This is a genomic window from Phyllobacterium trifolii (assembly GCF_014192095.1).
Classification (GTDB): domain Bacteria; phylum Pseudomonadota; class Alphaproteobacteria; order Rhizobiales; family Rhizobiaceae; genus Phyllobacterium; species Phyllobacterium trifolii.
The window spans coordinates 51252-68051 of the sequence record NZ_JACHXN010000006.1 but is presented as its reverse complement, the minus strand read 5'-3'; the positions used below and the strand labels follow the sequence as shown (position 1 = coordinate 68051).

Here is a 16800-nt window from a genome sequence, read left to right as displayed (position 1 = left end):
ACGAACCCGCCGGGCCACGTGGACCGATGTTGAACCCTGTTATTCGGCGGGCGTCGATTTGCCTTTTGATGCTTTGCCGACCAGCTCACGCAACCATTTGCGATGATGCCTCCACGCCCAACCGCCGGTCACGGAACCGCGCGTCATTGCCCTTATGGTACCGCGCACCCAGATCGCTGCATAGACATGGATGATCCAGACACTGATCGCACAAATAGCAGCAATCGCGTGAATGAGCACGGCCCATCGTTTCTGCTCTATTGTGGTGAACACGGAGAAATACTGATCCCAGATTATCAGACCCGTTGTAATCAGAACAATGATCAGAGCCGACATCGACCAGAAGACAAATTTCTGTCCGGCATTGTATTTACCCACCTCCGGCAAGCGTTCTTCATGTCCCGTCAGTACATCCCGAATGCGCGCGAGCCAGGTGCCATCCTCACGCTTCCAGAGATTGGCTTTCCAGAAGCGGAGAAACAGACCGAAAAAGCTGAAAAACAGAAGAACGCCGATCCACGGATGGATGATCCGCGTCAACGGGCCTCCCCCAAAGAGCCCCGTCAGGAAAAAGAGGCGGGGATGGAACAGGGCAAGGCCGGACAGCGCCAGGAGCACAAGGCTTATCGCCGTGATCCAATGATTGACGCGCGCACCCGCCGTGTAGCGGTCGACGGTAACGGGCTTGCCCGGATGAACGCTATCGCCCTTCTCCACGTCATAATCCGTGCTCATGGGCGAGGTTCCTCTCCGGTCAGCTTTTCAGCGGCCTCTTCATCCTCTTCGGAAACCCGGTTCGGACCGGCAACCAGATAGTGCATGAACCCGGCTGCCGCAGCAAATCCGATCACCGCGAGCCCGGCATATTTCGTGACACCCTTCCAGGCCTCTACGATCGGGCTGATGCGCGGATTGTTCGGCAGACCGGCATAAATCTCCGGCTTGTCCGCATGATGCAGCACATACATGACATGTGTGCCGCCGACGCCCGGCGGATCGTAAAGTCCCGCATTGGCAAAACCGCGCGATTTCAAATCGGTGATGCGGCCCGCCGCGTGCTCCTTCATCTCATCCTTGGTACCAAAAACGATCGCTTGCGTCGGACATGCCTTGGCACAGGCCGGTCCCTGCCCGACGGCGATGCGGTCGGAGCAGAGCGTGCATTTGTAGGCGGTATGAGTGACCTGCGAGATGCGCGGAATGTTGAACGGGCATCCCTTGATGCAATAGCCGCAGCCAATACAGTTCTCGTGGATGAAATCGACGATGCCATTCGAATATTGCACGATCGCACCCGGCGCCGGGCAAGCCTTGAGGCAGCCCGGATCCTCGCAATGCATGCAGCCATCCTTGCGGATGAGCCACTCGAGATTGTTCGTTTCCGGGTTTTCCCACTCGGTGAACCGCATCAGCGTAAACATATCCGGCGTCAGATCATGCGGGTTATCGTAGACGCCGGTGTTGATTCCGATTTCCGGATGGGTGTCGTTCCACTCGATGCAGGCCGACTGGCAAGCCTTGCAGCCGATGCACTTGGAGACATCGATGAGCTTTGCCACCTCCGTCTGCCGTTGCGCGGGCGGCGTCACCGTTGACGCCGACCGGCGGATCAAATCCTGATCGCCGAATTTCGGGGGTACAGGCTGGGTCGTCGGGTTTGGGACAGGCGGGAACATAGTAACCTCCTATGCCACCGGCCCGGCGATGGGCTCGATATTGACCAGGAACGCCTTGTATTCAGGCGTCTCGATATTGGCGTCACCGACGAAAGGTGTAAGCGAATTGGGGCCAAAGCCCTTCTTCGCTGCCCCCGTGAAACCCCAGTGCAGCGGAATACCCACCACATGAACCGGCTTGCCGTCGCAGATCAAAGGTTTGATCCGCTTCGTGACCACTGCCTTGGCCTTGATCGATCCGCGCTTGGACCACACCCGTACCCAGCCGCCTTTGACGATGCCTTTCTCCTTCGCGAGTTCTTCCGATATCTCGACGAAGAATTCCGGCTGCAGGACGGCATTCACCCAGACATGCTTGGTCCAATAGTGGAAGTGTTCGGTAAGACGGTAGGACGTTGCCGCATAAGGAAATTCCTGCGAAGCCGGTTCGGCAAACTGCGCGAAATCGCCCTTGAACACCCGCGCCACCGGATTGCCACGGATTTTCGGGGCGATGAGGTTTGTGACTGGCGACTCGAACGGTTCGTAGTGCGACGGGAACGGTCCATCGCGCATCATGCCGACAACGAAGAAGCGCGAAACGCCCTCCGCGTTCATGATGAATGGACCGACGTCCTGCGGCTTGGCTGTCGGTGCAATATCCGGCACGTCGTAGCCTGACCATTTCTGGCCGTCCCACTCGATCAGCTTGCGGCTGGGGTCCCAGGCCTTGCCATTCAGGTCCGCCGAAGCCCGATTGTAGAGGATACGGCGGTTGACGGGCCACGAAAAGGCCCATTTCAAGTAGGCGCCGGTCTCGTCAGGGTCCGACGTATCGCGCCGGGCCATGTTGTTGCCGTTTTCATTGAAGCAGCCGGAATAAATCCAGCAACCGCTCGTCGTGGAGCCATCATCACGCAACGCGGCGAAGCTTGGCACCAGCTTGCCGGCTTCAACCACCACCTTGGTAGGATCTGTCGGATCCATCACCGGGGCCAGCGCTTTGCCGTTCAGTTCCTTGGCAAGTTCTTCGGCAGTCGGCTCACCCGGATCGGCATAGGACCAGTCGAGATTGACGATCGGATCGGGGAACGCTCCACCCTCCTTGCGGTAAAGGTCCCGCAGACGCGTATAGATCTGCGCCATGATCCAGTTATCCGTCTTCGCTTCACCAGGAGCAGTACCGCCAGGCCAATGCCACTGCAGCCAACGCCCGGAATTGGTGAGTGAGCCCTCGTCTTCAGCAAAGCAGGTCGAAGGCAGCTGATAGACTTCCGTCTGGATCTGCGAAGAATCAACGTCGTTGAACTCGCCGTGATTTTCCCAGAACCGCGATGTTTCCGTGTCGAGGGGATCCATCGTCACGAGGAACTTGAGCTTCGACAGGGATGCGGTCAGCTTCGTTCTGTTTGGAGCAGCAAGCAGAGGATTGAACCCCTGGCAGATGTATCCCGTCATCTTGCCCTGGTTCATGAGTTCAAACGCGCGCAGCACATCGTAGCCCGGCACGTCGAGCTTGGGCAGCCAGTCATAGGCGAAATGGTTTTCCGGCGTCGCCGCCGCGCCCCACATCGTCTTGAGGAAACTGACGAAGAACTTCCTGTAGTTCTGCCAGTAGCTCATCTGGTTCGGTCGGAGTGGCTTGAAGCCGCGTGTCGACATGTAGGTGTCGAAATCCACCTCTTTTTCGTTGGGCAGCGTCATATAGCCCGGAAGCAGGTTCGACATCAGGCCTACATCGGTCAGCCCCTGGATATTGGAGTGCCCGCGCAGTGCGTTCATGCCACCACCGCGTACGCCGATATTGCCGAGGACGAGTTGTAGCATCGCCATCGAGCGGATGTTCTGCGACCCCTTTGAATGCTGGGTCCAGCCAAGCGCATACATGGACGTCATCGTCTTGGTCGGCGTCGAGCATTCGGAGATCATCTCGGCAACCTTGAGGAACTTCTCCTTAGGTGTACCGCAGATGCGCTCGACCATTTCAGGCGTATAGACAGAGATATGGGCTTTCAACAGGTTCCACACGCACCGTGGGTTGGTCAGCGTGTCATCAATTACGGCGAAACCGTCATCGCCGATCACATAATTCCAGGTCGATTTGTCATAGTCGCGCTTTGTCTCATCGTAACCGGTAAACAGGCCGTCCTTGTATTCAAAGCCGTCCTTGACGATGAAGGCGGCGTTGGTGAATGCCTTCACATAATCCCACTGCACCTTGTCGTTCTTGATGCAGTAATTCATCACACCAAGCAGGAAGGCTATGTCCGACCCCTGACGGATGGGCGCATAGAAATCAGCCACCGACGCAGAGCGCGTGAAGCGGGGATCAACGACGATAAGCTTGGCACCACGGTTGGCCTTGGCCTCCGTGACCCATTTGAAACCACAAGGGTGCGCTTCGGCGGCATTGCCGCCCATGATGACAACTAGATCCGTATTCCTGATATCAGTCCAGGAATTGGTCATTGCACCACGGCCAAATGTTGGGCCCAAACTGGACACCGTTGGGCCGTGTCAGACACGTGCCTGGTTATCGAATACCAGCATTCCGGCGCTGCGCACGACCTTATAGGTGGCAAACGCTGTTTCGTTCGTTGTTGCGGAGGCAGCCAGGAAGCCGGTCGTCGTCCATCGATTGACAGTTACGCCGTCATTGTTCTTCTGGACGAAATTACCGTCGCGATCGTCCTTCATCAACCGGGCGATGCGATCAAGCGCGTCATTCCAGGAGATGCGTTCGAACTTGTCCGAGCCGGGCTTGCGTACCATCGGATACTTCAGCCGCGTCTCGGCCTTGACGAAGTCGAGCAAAGCCGCGCCCTTCGGGCATAGCGTTCCGCGATTTGTCGGATGGTCGGTGTCGCCCTCGATATGGACGATCTCGGCCTTTTCGCCCTTTTTCAGGTCGCCCTTCGAGTACATGATGATACCGCAAGCGACCGAGCAGTAGGGACAGGTGTTCCGGGTTTCGGTGGTGTTTACGAGTTTGAAAGCGCGGATCGCTTCGGCATGGGCGGCTTCGATCTCGCCGAAGCCAAAGGCGCCAAGCGCCGTACTCGCAACACCCGCGCCGGTCGCCGCAAGAAACTGGCGCCGCGAGAGTTCCATGTTCATAGCATGTTATCTCCCTTTAGACCGGCTCTGCCGATAAAAGCATGCCGGAGATCAGACACAAACCATTGGCATTTCAAGTAAAATCCTACCTGACCGTATTTTATTGTCAAATCAATAAGGAGACATCAAACATGAATGTAATAATCAAATTAAAATCCGCTGTCACTGTCCCGGCCAATGTCGTCGATATTACAGTACTCACCGCCTTTACTGCTCAATTCGGCGGGCACGCGAACGTCAGCAATGACGAATTGACGTTCGGCCTCAAATGGACAAGAATAAAAGCGTGAGCTTACTTGTCGCTCCCGAGTTTCGGGGCAGTTGTGATGGTGCTTTTGACGCAGAATGCTCCCGGGTAACGGCGGGCTTTTTCTGGCGCGTGTCCACCTGTCTTCCGCAAAACTCGAAAAGCTTTCACCACGTACAGTTTAGCTATCTGCCAATGCCGTTGATGTCATCAAATCGGGAGGGCATGAAATGATCGATCGTCGCGAATTTCTGAAAATCGGCGTCGCAACGGCTGTGATGGCCGCAATACCACAACGGGTGTTTGCGGGCAGTGCTTTTGCGCCAAAGTCTGCTGCTTGGCGGACCTTCGAAATCACAACCCGTATTGAACCGTCAGGCACCGAAGGCACCGGGCTCGCATGGATTCCATTGCCTGGTTTCAGCGCCAGCGATTGGAACCGGCCTGAGACAAGCACCTGGACGACCAATGCGACCGGCGCCAGGATCGTGCACAGCCCGGCCAATGACGCTGACATGCTGCTTGTTGAGTGGAAAGCCGGCAGCGTAGCACCTGCCGTCGAGATCATCAGCCGTGTCGCCACGCGCGATCGCGCCATCGATCTTTCAAAGCCAGTGGGTCCCACGCCGCTTAGTAGTGACGAGCGCGCACGATATCTGGCGGGCAGCCGACTTGTCCCCACTGATGGTATCGTCAAGGAAACATCCGACAGGATCGTCGGCGATACCGCAAACGAGATCGAAAAGGCGAAGCTGATCTACGATTGGGTGGTTGAGAACACGTACCGTAATGCCGCGACGCGCGGCTGCGGTTCCGGTGATGTCGTGGCCATGTTGAAAAGCGGCAACCTTGGCGGCAAGTGTGCCGATCTGAATGCTCTCTATGTCGGCCTTGCCCGAGCCGCTGGTCTGCCTGCGCGCGATATTTACGGTCTCCGGGTTGCGCCATCCAACTTCGGCTACAAGAGCCTCGGCGCAAAGAACGAGATCATCACCAAAGCACAGCATTGCCGGGCGGAAGTCTATCTTTCTGACTTTGGCTGGGTGCCCGTCGACCCGGCGGATGTTCGAAAGGTCATGCTTGAGGAGGCGGAAGTCGGCCTTCCGGCTGACAACCCCAAGGTGGCTGCGGCGCGCGAGACGCTGTTTGGCGCCTGGGAAGGCAATTGGATCGCCTATAATGACGCCCGCGACGTGATATTGCCCGGTTCGAGCGGAGCGGCGCTCGGTTTCCTGATGTACCCGCAGGCGGAAGTAGCGTCGGTCAGGCTCGATTGCCTTGAACCCGACGCGTTCAGATATACGATCCGGTCACGAGAGATCACGATCTGACCTGATCTCGATTTCGCAAAATCGTATGGAGCCGCATCATGGATGATCGAACCTCGTCGTCGCCGATCCGCCTGACCTCTCTGTCCCATGGGGGCGGATGCGGATGCAAGCTGGCACCCTCTGTCTTGCAGCAATTGCTTGTGGATCAACCCGTCACCGGACCGTTTGCCCGGCTGCTTGTCGGAACCGAAACCGGTGACGATGCCGCAGTCTGGCAGCTCGATGACGAAACCTGCGTGATCGCGACGACGGATTTCTTCATGCCGATGGTCGACAATCCTTTCGATTTCGGCCGGATAGCAGCAACCAATGCGATCTCGGATGTCTATGCCATGGGCGGAAAACCGATCATGGCACTCGCCATTCTTGGCATGCCGATCGACAAGCTGTCAGCCGAGATGGTGCGCGAGATACTGAAGGGCGGAAGCACCATCTGCACCGAGGCAGGTATCCCTGTTGCCGGCGGCCATTCGATCGATTCTCCCGAGCCGATCTACGGCCTGGCGGTCATCGGCACCTGCCCCATTGCCAGTTTGCGGCGCAATAGCGGCGCCAAGCCCGGTGACGCGCTGATTCTGACCAAGGCGCTTGGTGTCGGAATCTACTCGGCGGCGTTCAAGAAAGGCATGTTGCCGGCGGATGCCTATGCCGAACTCATCGCATCGACGACGCTCCTCAACCGCATCGGCAGCGAACTCGCCAAGGATGCGGATGTGCATGCCATTACCGACGTCACCGGCTTCGGCATTCTCGGCCATGCCCTTGAGATGGCAAGAGGGTCGAATGTGCACATCTCGGTGCGCGCGGACGATATCGCCGTTTTCAACCACGGGACCGAACTTGCAAAGGAAGGTTTCGTCACCGGCGCCTCGCATCGCAATTGGGCAAGCTACGATGCAGACATCGTCTTGCCCGCCGATTTCCCTATATGGCGGCGGCACCTGCTGACCGATCCCCAGACCTCTGGCGGGCTACTCGTTTCCTGCAACGCAGAGCGTGCAGCGGACCTGCTCAAGGAGATCACCGCTGCGGGCTATCCCGCAGCCCGCATCATTGGTTCGGTTGAGACGGGCAAGCCTGGATTGCTCGTCGTCGCCTGACGATCGCCTGATCTCGCATTCGGAACCAAATCGCTTACCGTTGATTACCCATGCTGAAGGGAAGGGTAAACAAGGGAGCGAACCCATGAAACGCATGCTTCTCCTAACCGCTGCATTGATGTTTGCGGGAGCCGGCCAGGTGCTGGCACAGGATACTGTCATTGTGGAAGTGCCGCAGCCGGCGCGGGACTATGTGATCGCCAATCCGTCTGAGGACATCATAGTCGATGAGGACATTGCCGTCGGTACAGCCATACCCGAGGATGTCGAGTTGGTGCCCATACCGGACAGCCCGGACTACAGTTACGTCTATGTAAAGAAGCAGCCGGTCATCGTTTCGACGAAAGATCGAAAAGTTGTCTATCTGTCCAATTAGAACTTTGCCTATCTGACGAATGGGGAGAGAAAGCCCGCTACCTTGCGTAGCGGGCTTCGGTATCCTGGCGGCTTGCGCAGCGATGATCCAGGCCAATTTGCTGTTATCGACAGACGGCAAGAGCCCGGATTCTTTGTCAACATGGATGTCCTGCGGCTTCCGTCAAACAAAAAAGACGGCGAGTTTGCAAGCTCGCCGCCGAGTTGGTGAGCCCTGAATATTGGCGGCGTAGCTTCATCAAGGGCTCAGCTGACCTGGAAAATCAGCGACCAAAAAACACCTGAAATCTAGATTGGTTCCGCCTCCGTCTCCTGTTGAACAAAAAAGCCTGGATTGGCCGCAACCAAACCGCTCTATCTGCATCCCTTAGGAACAATTGCCGCGGATATCGGTTTAACAAACTTGTCAACCAAGGAGGACGATCGAAATGAAAAAGATTGCATCAGCTCTGATCGCCATAGGGGCGATCGCCTTTGCATCCAGTACCGCTTTCGCTGCATGTCCGGAAACCACAGGGTCAGTGAAAGCTGAGACCCAAAAGGGTATCGCCAAGGATGGCAGCAAGGCGCCCCTGGAAAGTGACGCCAACAGCCAGACTCAAACCGGAGCAGCAAGCACTGGGACGACAACCAGTAGCAGTGAGGGTCAGACTGCCAAAAAAGATGGTCAGACCATGCCGCTAGCTGACAAGGAAGGTGGCGGCGACCCTAATCTTGCTACATCGCAGCAGGATGTTAACGCCCAACAAAAAGGCGATCAAACCGCCATGGCCAAAGCAGAGGATTGTAAGGATTGAACAAAATGAAGAGGGGAGATCAATTGACCTCCCCTCCGTACTAGGACCTGCTTAAAATTGATGATTTTTAAAGCCGGTTCATTTTTTTATGCGCAGCTGCAATCTAGTACCAGCGTCCGCGGCCGTACCAGCCGCCTCCGCCCAGCAGAAGCAGTATAAGCACTATGATAAGAAGTGTGGTGAGATCCATGGTTGGCCTCCTAAGTTGCTTGCGACCGCGCACGCGTTTGGTCTGGCAGAACAACGTTCCTATGCAATCAATTGTTCCACTCCAGGCATTTGAAGGCTGACCCCGCGAGATCGCCAGGCAGAATTTTTTGCTTGGGCGGAGCACGTTTTTGTGAACGCAATAGTCCAGGCCGCAACGTGATTGGACTTCGTGATCCTTTGGAGTCACTTTTGTCGTCGGGGTTTCTATTGCAACGGGCGGACCAACTATTGTCAGAATAGGAGGCCAAAATGAAGCATCATGCCCTTGAACAACTGCAGATCGTCGCCGAGGTCGATCAGGACTACCCTCGCCAAACCTTGTCAAAAAGCCAGCGTCTTGAGCGTTGGGCGGCGCTGCTCGAACAGAATCCTGAGCGGCGCCTCTCGACGTTGCATCAGACCGAGTATCAGCCCGCCAGTCAGCGCTCTGCCATGCGTGGAGAGGGCTCACCGATCTCGGTGGCGTTCGACGATCCTGTCCTGCGCGCTGCCGGGTTGGAAAACGACAGTTATGGGGAAGCCAAACGGTTCTTCCAACTGAGTGACCGCCAGTTGCACAATGTCATTTGCTATTGCCATTTCGGCGCGACAGTAAACGCCGCGACGGCGGCCTATTACATCCGTCGGCTCGTGCCCACAGGGACAAGGCGAGGCATGTTGGCTCGGTTGCGCGAGATGTTTGTCGGTTAAAACCGTCGGCGCTTCAAGGTCTTCTTTTAGAGCGGCCCGCTCTTATCGAGCGGCCGCCAACACGATTGTTTGCGCTACGTATGATCCAGGAAAAAATAGAACGAAACATCCTTGGTGCTGCAAAGCGGCTAATCTATCTCCGACTTTGATCGGCACGCCGCCTGCACTTTCTTAGAGCAAGCGAGTTTTCATTAAGATCCTGTTTAGGTTAATATTTTTCCCCATACCGCATCTAATTACCGATTAAGTTCCGTTCACTGGACTTCCTAATCACCTAAATCTTTTTAGCTATGGCGCTCGCCGTTGGTTTTTCGCCTCATCCATCTTGGACGCCTAACCTTCGTTGCGAGATACACCGCCCGACAAAGCCCTGATATTTGAAGTTATCGTTGCTACTTCGAGATGGCAGATGTTGGTTCATTTCGCGGTGACCAATCGGACGTGCGAGCCGTTGGCTCTAAGTTGCGCCAACACCATCGGCCAGACCGAGAACTCGCCCCTCCCCGCTTTGTCGGTGAGCGCTCTCAAATAGCCGCCGGCGGAATTGATCTGCTCCGCTCTTTCAAGGATGCATGCAATGGCGATGGCCGCATTTTCCTGTCCCAGGATCTCGCAGGCTTCCTCGTATGCTGAGGGGCTGACGCCAAGCATCGAGCGAACGACAACCGCCGCCGCCATCAGATCCGACCAATTTGCGATACCGCTCCTCGCATAGGCTATGATTTGCGGACAAGCTTGGCGCACAAGGCCGAGCGGCACCGGTTTGGCATCAGAGAGCCCGGCGTCTGTACCATCGCCCCCTCCCCTCTCCAATAGGATTGTAATCGCTTCGCTGCCTCGTGTCTCAATAGTCACTTCTGTTTCAGGTTCCAGCGCAGTTTTTGTCCCTTGGATTTTTCTAAAGCCGGGTTCAAGATCAGAGGTGGATTGGGTATTTGAATTATGTTTGTGGCGCTCGGAATGAGACTCTTTGGCGCTTGTTTTTTGAGAATTAAGTTTATCTTCCAATAGATTGGATATCTCCAGCTGGAGACATTCCAGTCCATCTACAGCTGGCTCCAGATCGCCGATCGTTGCCTGACGCGGAATATCGTCAATGACCGCACGAAACCGCTTATACTGGGCGCTCCAGTCGATATGCGGCAGTTCCTCAAAGCCAAGTTCGATTAGCTTAACGATATCGCGGCGCAGCAGCGTGACGCGCTCCTTCATCAGCTTCAGTTGCAGGCGCTCCGAACGCACCTGTTCGGCCAAAGCTTCAAATTCAGCCGCACGCGAGACCAATGGTGCCAATGAGAAGCCGAATGCCTCGCCGCCCTCCCCTGCCCTCGCCTTGCGGGCGTAGCGCTTGCCATTGGGGCTGTCCTTACGAAAAATCAGCCCGGTTTCCACCAGCGCGCTCAAATGCCGCCGTAGCGTCGCCGGTGCCATACCGTGCGCGCGCAGTGAAAGTTGCATATTTGATGGAAACACCACGAGGCCGTTGGCCTCACAAAGCTCCGTCTGTGGATAGAATGTCAAAAGAGCATTCAAAACAACAAGCGCCCGATCGGAGATTCCGATCAGTGCCCTCGCCTCACACAGGCTACGAAACAGCTTCCATTTATCAATTGATGCTTCCGGATCGATCTCCTGCGCCTGTGCCTGCGTTGCCAGCATGCCAAGCGATAGCGACCGCCGCCCGAAGGGCGTCGTGAATGCATTCCCCGTCTGCATTGTCTTTCACCTTTCTAAAGGCAAAAGAAATCCGCTCGCCAAACGACGTCAAAAAGTCTTGACACTGATTCGGGGAAATGCGATTCTCGATCCTGCTAGAGATATGAGAGAAGCCTTCCGAGACAGCGATGTTGAGGTGGGCTTTTTTCTTTTGCGGATTAATCTCCTGTTTTGGTTGAAGCTTGCGACCCCTGGAAAGCCCGATAGAGCTCGTCGAGGTTGTCTGCAATGTATGCGCCAAAGCGTGAGGCATTCTTCGCCTTCAAAGCCAGTGTAAATGCCTTGCCGCTATCCTTGATTTCCACCTTCACGGATTTGTCCTGTGCCGCCCAGGCTTTGGCGGCCGGTGCCACTGCTTTCGCCGAGCGCTTCGATTTTGCCAGGAAATCCGACAGCAAGGTGAACCGGGCATCGCCGGTTTCAGCAGCGAAATCATCCGACTTTGTAAAGTCTGCCGCCTTCTCGGCATTGCCCGGCACCTGCAGCAGCTTTGACAGCTGCCACCAACGGTCCCGCCCGGTAGCCTTGGCCGAGCCGATCGCAAGTATGATCGCCTCGGGAACATGAGCCGCGACCGACTGCATCTTCGAAAATGTCGTCGCGTCCAGGGCAAGTGCAGACTTGATGACTGACTGATCGTAGCTGAGGTCTGCGAGACGCTTGGCAAACAATGTGCGTTCGATGAACGACAGGTTCGATCGGGCAGCGTTCTCCTGGCCCTGAGCAATCACATGATCCTGGTCGGCCATCGGCTTGACGACGGCACGAACCTGTCGTCCGAGCTGCCTGGCCACCTTGACGCGGCGATGTCCGAAAACAACCTGATAGCGGCCGGAAACGGCGGGATGCGGACGCACCAGTATGGGCGAGTCCTGGCCCCTCTCCTTCACGGCAACAAGCAGTTCCTCAAAAGCCTCGTCGTCGTCATCGATCCGGTCCGATACGAAGGAGCCGTCGATGAGTTCCGGGTCGAGTTCGACAACACTGCCTTTGGCGAGTTCTTCGAAGGAACTCTTGATCGAACGCGAAGCGCCGCTGACGACATAGGACAATGCGTCATTGCGCTCAGGTCTTGCTGGCGCCGGGCTCATCACGCTGCTGAAAATGTCTTTACGGGCCATCTATCTGCTCCCGTTTCGGATTAACAAACTGATTTCACAAGAAAAAAGCATTGTTTTTACCGCCGTAAACGTGCCTGTCATCTCATCGCCCCCACGCTCTATGAACGAGAGCTGTAATTTCTGAGTTTACAGCGTCCAGCGATTCAATAGCGCGTTCATAGGTTGTGCGCGTGAAACTCGTTTTCTCGACTTCGTAGAGTGTCTGCTTGGTCAGGCCTGCATCCGATACCGCCGTCGATTTCAGCATCGGATTGGTGAGAATCTCCTCCGCCAGCATGGACTGCATGAACCCGACCATCTGCGCTTGCGGGATATCCATCGGCTCGTAGCGTGTGATCAGATAGCGGAACCAATCGAGTTCGACGCGTGCTCCGGCTTGTTTGACAGTCTTGAGGATGCCGCCAAGCATCAGCAGGAATTGCGACATCGACATGAGGTCGAGCATCTGCGGATGCACGGTGATCAATACGGATGTCGCAGCCGACATGGCCGTCAATGTCAGATAGCCCAGCTGCGGCGGGCAATCGATAACCACCACATCATAGCGGCCGTCCACTTCCTCAAGCGCGCTGGCGATACGGGTGAAGAACTGCCTGCCCTCGCGCGAAACTTTGTCCTGCATGGCAAGCGGCGTGTCATATTCATATTCCTGCAATTCGAGATTGGCTGGAATGATGTCGAGGCCAGGAAAATTGGTCGGGAGAATAACTTCCGATATGGGCCTGCGCTCGTCGTCATAACGGATGGCTTCGTAGAGCGACAGGTTCCGGTCGAGTTCCGGCTGGAAGCCATGCAGCGCCGACAGCGAGGCTTGTGGATCGAGGTCGATGGCGAGCACGCGGTGACCGGTCAGCGCCAGATATTGCGAGAGATGTGCCGCAGTCGTCGTCTTGCCCGACCCGCCCTTGAAATTGACAACCGCGATAACCTGCAGCTTGTCGCCCTGCTTGCGGTGCGGGACATATTTCTTCACTTCGGTGCGGCCATTGCGGTCGAGATAATGACGCAGCTCCAGCATCTGTTCGGCCGTATAGGAACGGCGGCCTGACGATACCTGGGCAGGGACCGGACCTTTTCCTTCGAGGTGCAGGCGCTTGAGATTATTCTGCGTCACGCCAAGATAGTGGGCTACCTCGGCCATGGAGAACTGCCGCAATGTCTTCTTCGCGTTCGGTGGAAATTTTTCCATCCGAAGCTGATTCAGCCGGCGAGAAATCTCCGCACCCTGATCGAGGATCTTGTCATCGAACTCGAACTTTGGCAGAGGCATTGCGATGTTCATCGGAATCGAAACCTCTAATAGCGCTTTTTCAAAGCAATCCTTTTAAGAACCGCTATTAAGCTCCGATTCGATTGATCCGGCAAGATTTTTTAGGTTAACAAAAGGTTAACGCGTGTGAAGCTAACAACTTTACTGCACGATCCTCCATTTCGAAGAGTAATCGCCGGAGTGACACAGATTTGTTTTTGCTCGATAAATCCGCTGATTTTACCGCAGTAAATATCAGCGGATCATATGGCGAGGAATACCCTTACGACTCCTTCTCTGCCGTTTTCTTTCTGGATTTGTCGTCTTCCACCAGTTCGTACCACATCGCATTCAGTACAGCGAAGGCGGCGGCGAAAGGCAGTCCGAGAAGCCAGGCGAAATACCACATGTTCTTGTCCTTTCGTTAGTAAGCGTGACCGCTCTCGTCGTTGATCGTGTCCTCGTCGACCTTGCCCCAAAGGACGTGGTAGACCCAGCTCGTATAGGCGACGATCAGCGGGATGAAGATCACCGTGACAACCAGCATGATGAACAGAGTCAAATGGCTCGACGATGCGTCCCACACCGTCAGGCTGGATCTCGGATCGAGCGAGGACGGTAGGATAAACGGAAACATCGAAACGCCCACTGTCGAGATGATGCCGAAGATCGACAGGGCGCTCAAAAGGATCGTCGCGATCTCCCATCTTGCTCTCAGCCCGATAAACGCGCCAGCCGCACCAATGAAGCCAAAGACCGGTGCCAGGAGTAGCACCGGATAGCTGCCGTAATTGACAAACCATGCGCCGCTTTCTTCAACGACGGTTTTCATAAGGGGGTTCGACGCGCCTGTAGGGTCGATAGGGCTGGTTATGCGGTAACCGCCGAACCCGGCCCATACCCACAGCCCGGCAAGGCCGAACAGGATGATGGTGATCAGCGCGGCAATGATGCCATATCTGCGTGCACGCTCCGCCACGGGTCCCGACGTCTTCAACGCCAACCATGCGCCGCCATGCATGACCAGCATGGCGACCGAGATGAGTCCGCACAGCAGCGCGAACGGATTCAACAGGCCGAAGAACGAGCCTTCGTAGAAGATGCGAAGGTCGTTGTTAAAACGGAAGGGAACGCCCTGCAAAACATTGCCCATAGCCACACCGAAGATCAGCGCCGGCACAAAGCCGCCAATGAACAAGGCGCAATCCCAGGCAGCGCGCCACGTGTCGCTATCCCGCTTCGACCGGTATTTAAAACCGACAGGGCGCAGGATAAGCGATGCCAGTATGATGAACATGGCGAGATAGAAGCCCGAGAAGGATACCGCATAGAGCGGCGGCCAAGCGGCAAAGATCGCTCCGCCAGCAACGATAAGCCAGACCTGGTTGCCTTCCCAGACGGGTCCTATCGTGTTGATGACAATGCGCCGTTCCATATCGGTTTTTGCAACAAACGGCAGCAGCGTACCGGTGCCGAGATCGAAGCCGTCGGTGATGGCGAAGCCGATCAGGAGGACGCCGATCAGCAGCCACCAGATCACGCGCAAGGTTTCATAATCGATAAATTGATGCAGGATCATGATCGTTTACTCCGCTGGCACGATGTTGGGGGAAATCAGCTTTGCTTCCGGCTCGAAGTCGGGTTCGGGGCCCTTCCTGATTGCCTTGAGCATCAGCCCCATCTCGACGATGAAAAGCGTCGTGTAGATCACGACGAACCCGGCGATGGTTAAAAGCAGCGAAGACGCTCCGAGATTGGAAACCGCTGCTGCCGTCGGCAATATGCCTTCGATCGTCCATGGCTGACGGCCTGATTCGGCAACGACCCATCCGAGTTCCGCTGCAATCCAGGGGAGGGGGATCGCAAACACCGCAATGCGTAGCAGGAAGGGATAGGCATCGATCTTGCGCCTTACCGAGAGGATGAAGAACGTTGCCGTCAACAGGATAAAGAACACACCCAGACCCACCATGATGCGGAACGACCAGAACAGCGTTGGCACGTTCGGCACCGTGTCCCAGGCGGCCTTCTCGATCTGTTCATCGGTCGCCTGGCGCGGGTCGTCTACATAGCGCTTCAACAGCAGCGCATAGCCAAGGTCGCCGCCGTTCGTCTCAAAGGCGTCGCGCACCTCCTGACCGACAGCGGTGGTACTGCCCGCTTCGCGAATACGCTGGAGCGCATCGTACGCGAGCAATCCGCTGCGGATATTGGCTCTGGCGCGATCCACCAATTCCTTGATGCCCGGAATTTCGGTGGTCAGCGACCGCGTACCGATCAGGCCCATGACCCAGGGCACGCGCACGGCATAGTGCGTCTCGCGCGCCTCGGTGTCGGGAATGCCAAAGACCGTGAAGGCCGCCGGCGCCGGTTCAGTCTCCCACATGGCTTCTATGGCCGCGAGCTTCATCTTCTGGTGCTCGCCGGAGAGGTAGCCGCTCTCGTCGCCAAGGACGACAACGGAAAGCGCGGAGGCGAGGCCGAACGACGCTGCGACAGTCATCGAACGCCTGGCGATATCGATATGCCTGCCCTTGAGAGCATACCAGGCCGAAACACCGAGGACGAAAATCGATGCCGTGACGTAACCCGCAGACACTGTGTGCACAAACTTCGCCTGTGCGACCGGATTGAACAAAACCTCATAGAAATCAACGACTTCCATGCGCATCGTCTGCGGATTGAAGGCAGAACCCACCGGGTTTTGCATCCATCCGTTGGCGATGAGGATCCACAGCGCCGAGAAATTCGATCCCGCTGCCACCGCCCAGGTCGCCGCCAGATGTCCGACCTTCGAAAGCTTGTCCCAACCGAAGAAAAACAGCCCGACGAACGTTGCTTCAAGGAAGAACGCCATCAGTCCTTCGATAGCCAGCGGTGCGCCGAAAATGTCGCCGACATAGTGGCTGTAATAGCTCCAGTTCATGCCGAACTGGAATTCCATGACAATGCCGGTGGCGACGCCGAGAGCAAAATTGATGCCGAACAGCGTACCCCAGAATTTGGTCATCTGTCGCCATATGACGCGGCCGGTCATCACATAGACCGTCTCCATGATCGCAAGGAGAACCGACAGTCCAAGCGTCAAGGGCACGAAGAGAAAGTGATAGAGAGCTGTGATCGCAAATTGCAGGCGCGACAGCGCGACGATATCGAGTTCCATTTGCCTTTGCCGGGTCGCCCCGGCCCCCT

15 protein-coding genes are annotated in these 16800 nt (G+C 56.3%); 6 read left to right on the top strand and 9 right to left on the bottom strand.

Features of this window, described 5'->3' with window-relative positions:
- Positions 1–39 precede the first annotated feature (39 nt).
- From FHS21_RS10870 to fdnG, 3 genes are read right to left on the bottom strand one after another with little or no spacing between them, the layout of a single operon-like run.
- Complete coding sequence (locus FHS21_RS10870; protein ID WP_112531152.1) at positions 40–735, bottom strand: formate dehydrogenase subunit gamma; 696 nt, start codon at positions 733–735, stop codon at positions 40–42.
- Positions 732–1676 carry a formate dehydrogenase subunit beta gene (gene fdxH / locus FHS21_RS10865; RefSeq protein WP_112531153.1) on the bottom strand — a complete coding sequence of 315 codons (945 nt, stop codon included), beginning with the start codon at positions 1674–1676 and terminating at the stop codon, positions 732–734. Before fdxH ends, FHS21_RS10870 begins: the two co-directional genes overlap by 4 nt.
- A gap of 9 nt (positions 1677–1685) precedes the next feature.
- Positions 1686–4772 (bottom strand): formate dehydrogenase-N subunit alpha, encoded by a 3087-nt coding sequence (fdnG, locus tag FHS21_RS10860; RefSeq protein WP_112531154.1) that lies wholly within the window; start codon positions 4770–4772, stop codon positions 1686–1688.
- 131 nt (positions 4773–4903) lie between these two features.
- Between fdnG and FHS21_RS10855 the strand changes: the two genes are divergently transcribed.
- The 6 genes from FHS21_RS10855 (at position 4904) to FHS21_RS10830 (ending at position 9522) form a co-directional block, all read left to right on the top strand.
- Positions 4904–5062, top strand: coding sequence for a hypothetical protein (locus tag FHS21_RS10855; protein ID WP_162701999.1), 159 nt, complete (start codon positions 4904–4906; stop codon positions 5060–5062).
- Between the two features lie 190 nt (positions 5063–5252).
- Entirely contained in the window at positions 5253–6350 is a 1098-nt protein-coding gene (locus FHS21_RS10850; RefSeq protein WP_376772099.1) for a transglutaminase-like domain-containing protein, read from the top strand.
- Positions 6351–6388: 38 nt separating this feature from the next.
- Positions 6389–7450 carry a selenide, water dikinase SelD gene (selD, locus tag FHS21_RS10845; RefSeq protein WP_112531156.1) on the top strand — a complete coding sequence of 354 codons (1062 nt, stop codon included), beginning with the start codon at positions 6389–6391 and terminating at the stop codon, positions 7448–7450.
- Positions 7451–7535: 85 nt separating this feature from the next.
- Positions 7536–7826: a DUF1236 domain-containing protein gene (locus FHS21_RS10840; protein WP_112531157.1), complete on the top strand. Its 291-nt coding sequence runs from the start codon at positions 7536–7538 to the stop codon at positions 7824–7826.
- 427 nt (positions 7827–8253) lie between these two features.
- Positions 8254–8622 (top strand): hypothetical protein, encoded by a 369-nt coding sequence (locus FHS21_RS10835; protein WP_112531158.1) that lies wholly within the window; start codon positions 8254–8256, stop codon positions 8620–8622.
- Between the two features lie 459 nt (positions 8623–9081).
- Positions 9082–9522, top strand: coding sequence for a hypothetical protein (locus tag FHS21_RS10830; protein WP_112531159.1), 441 nt, complete (start codon positions 9082–9084; stop codon positions 9520–9522).
- Positions 9523–9939: 417 nt separating this feature from the next.
- Here FHS21_RS10830 and repC read toward each other — a convergent pair whose 3' ends face one another.
- The 6 genes from repC to FHS21_RS10800 form a co-directional block, all read right to left on the bottom strand.
- Positions 9940–11238, bottom strand: a complete 1299-nt coding sequence (repC, locus tag FHS21_RS10825; protein ID WP_112531160.1) for a plasmid replication protein RepC — start codon at positions 11236–11238, stop codon at positions 9940–9942.
- Between the two features lie 158 nt (positions 11239–11396).
- Positions 11397–12359: a plasmid partitioning protein RepB gene (repB, locus tag FHS21_RS10820; RefSeq protein ID WP_112531161.1), complete on the bottom strand. Its 963-nt coding sequence runs from the start codon at positions 12357–12359 to the stop codon at positions 11397–11399.
- Between the two features lie 82 nt (positions 12360–12441).
- Positions 12442–13641, bottom strand: a complete 1200-nt coding sequence (gene repA / locus FHS21_RS10815; RefSeq protein ID WP_112531162.1) for a plasmid partitioning protein RepA — start codon at positions 13639–13641, stop codon at positions 12442–12444.
- A 250-nt stretch (positions 13642–13891) separates the two neighbouring features.
- The gene (gene cydX / locus FHS21_RS10810) at positions 13892–14017 is read right to left on the bottom strand and encodes a cytochrome bd-I oxidase subunit CydX (RefSeq protein WP_183661901.1); all 126 of its coding nucleotides are present in this window, start codon (positions 14015–14017) and stop codon (positions 13892–13894) included.
- 15 nt (positions 14018–14032) lie between these two features.
- On the bottom strand, positions 14033–15187 hold the full coding sequence (gene cydB, locus FHS21_RS10805) for a cytochrome d ubiquinol oxidase subunit II (protein WP_112531164.1): 1155 nt from the start codon (positions 15185–15187) through the stop codon (positions 14033–14035).
- A 6-nt stretch (positions 15188–15193) separates the two neighbouring features.
- Complete coding sequence (locus FHS21_RS10800) at positions 15194–16771, bottom strand: cytochrome ubiquinol oxidase subunit I (RefSeq protein ID WP_183661899.1); 1578 nt, start codon at positions 16769–16771, stop codon at positions 15194–15196.
- Positions 16772–16800: the final 29 nt, after the last annotated feature.

Bases quoted from the DNA above. Each gene is read 5' to 3' on its own strand.
- fdxH (WP_112531153.1), bottom strand. From the start codon at position 1,676: ATGTTCCCGCCTGTCCCAAACCCGACGACCCAGCCTGTACCCCCGAAA.
- cydX (WP_183661901.1), bottom strand. From the start codon at position 14,017: ATGTGGTATTTCGCCTGGCTTCTCGGACTGCCTTTCGCCGCCGCCTTC.
- FHS21_RS10835 (WP_112531158.1), top strand. From the start codon at position 8,254: ATGAAAAAGATTGCATCAGCTCTGATCGCCATAGGGGCGATCGCCTTT.
- FHS21_RS10870 (WP_112531152.1), bottom strand. From the start codon at position 735: ATGAGCACGGATTATGACGTGGAGAAGGGCGATAGCGTTCATCCGGGC.
- selD (WP_112531156.1), top strand. From the start codon at position 6,389: ATGGATGATCGAACCTCGTCGTCGCCGATCCGCCTGACCTCTCTGTCC.
- FHS21_RS10830 (WP_112531159.1), top strand. From the start codon at position 9,082: ATGAAGCATCATGCCCTTGAACAACTGCAGATCGTCGCCGAGGTCGAT.
- FHS21_RS10840 (WP_112531157.1), top strand. From the start codon at position 7,536: ATGAAACGCATGCTTCTCCTAACCGCTGCATTGATGTTTGCGGGAGCC.
- repB (WP_112531161.1), bottom strand. From the start codon at position 12,359: ATGGCCCGTAAAGACATTTTCAGCAGCGTGATGAGCCCGGCGCCAGCA.
- FHS21_RS10855 (WP_162701999.1), top strand. From the start codon at position 4,904: ATGAATGTAATAATCAAATTAAAATCCGCTGTCACTGTCCCGGCCAAT.
- repA (WP_112531162.1), bottom strand. From the start codon at position 13,641: ATGAACATCGCAATGCCTCTGCCAAAGTTCGAGTTCGATGACAAGATC.
- cydB (WP_112531164.1), bottom strand. From the start codon at position 15,187: ATGATCCTGCATCAATTTATCGATTATGAAACCTTGCGCGTGATCTGG.
- repC (WP_112531160.1), bottom strand. From the start codon at position 11,238: ATGCAGACGGGGAATGCATTCACGACGCCCTTCGGGCGGCGGTCGCTA.
- FHS21_RS10800 (WP_183661899.1), bottom strand. From the start codon at position 16,771: ATGGAACTCGATATCGTCGCGCTGTCGCGCCTGCAATTTGCGATCACA.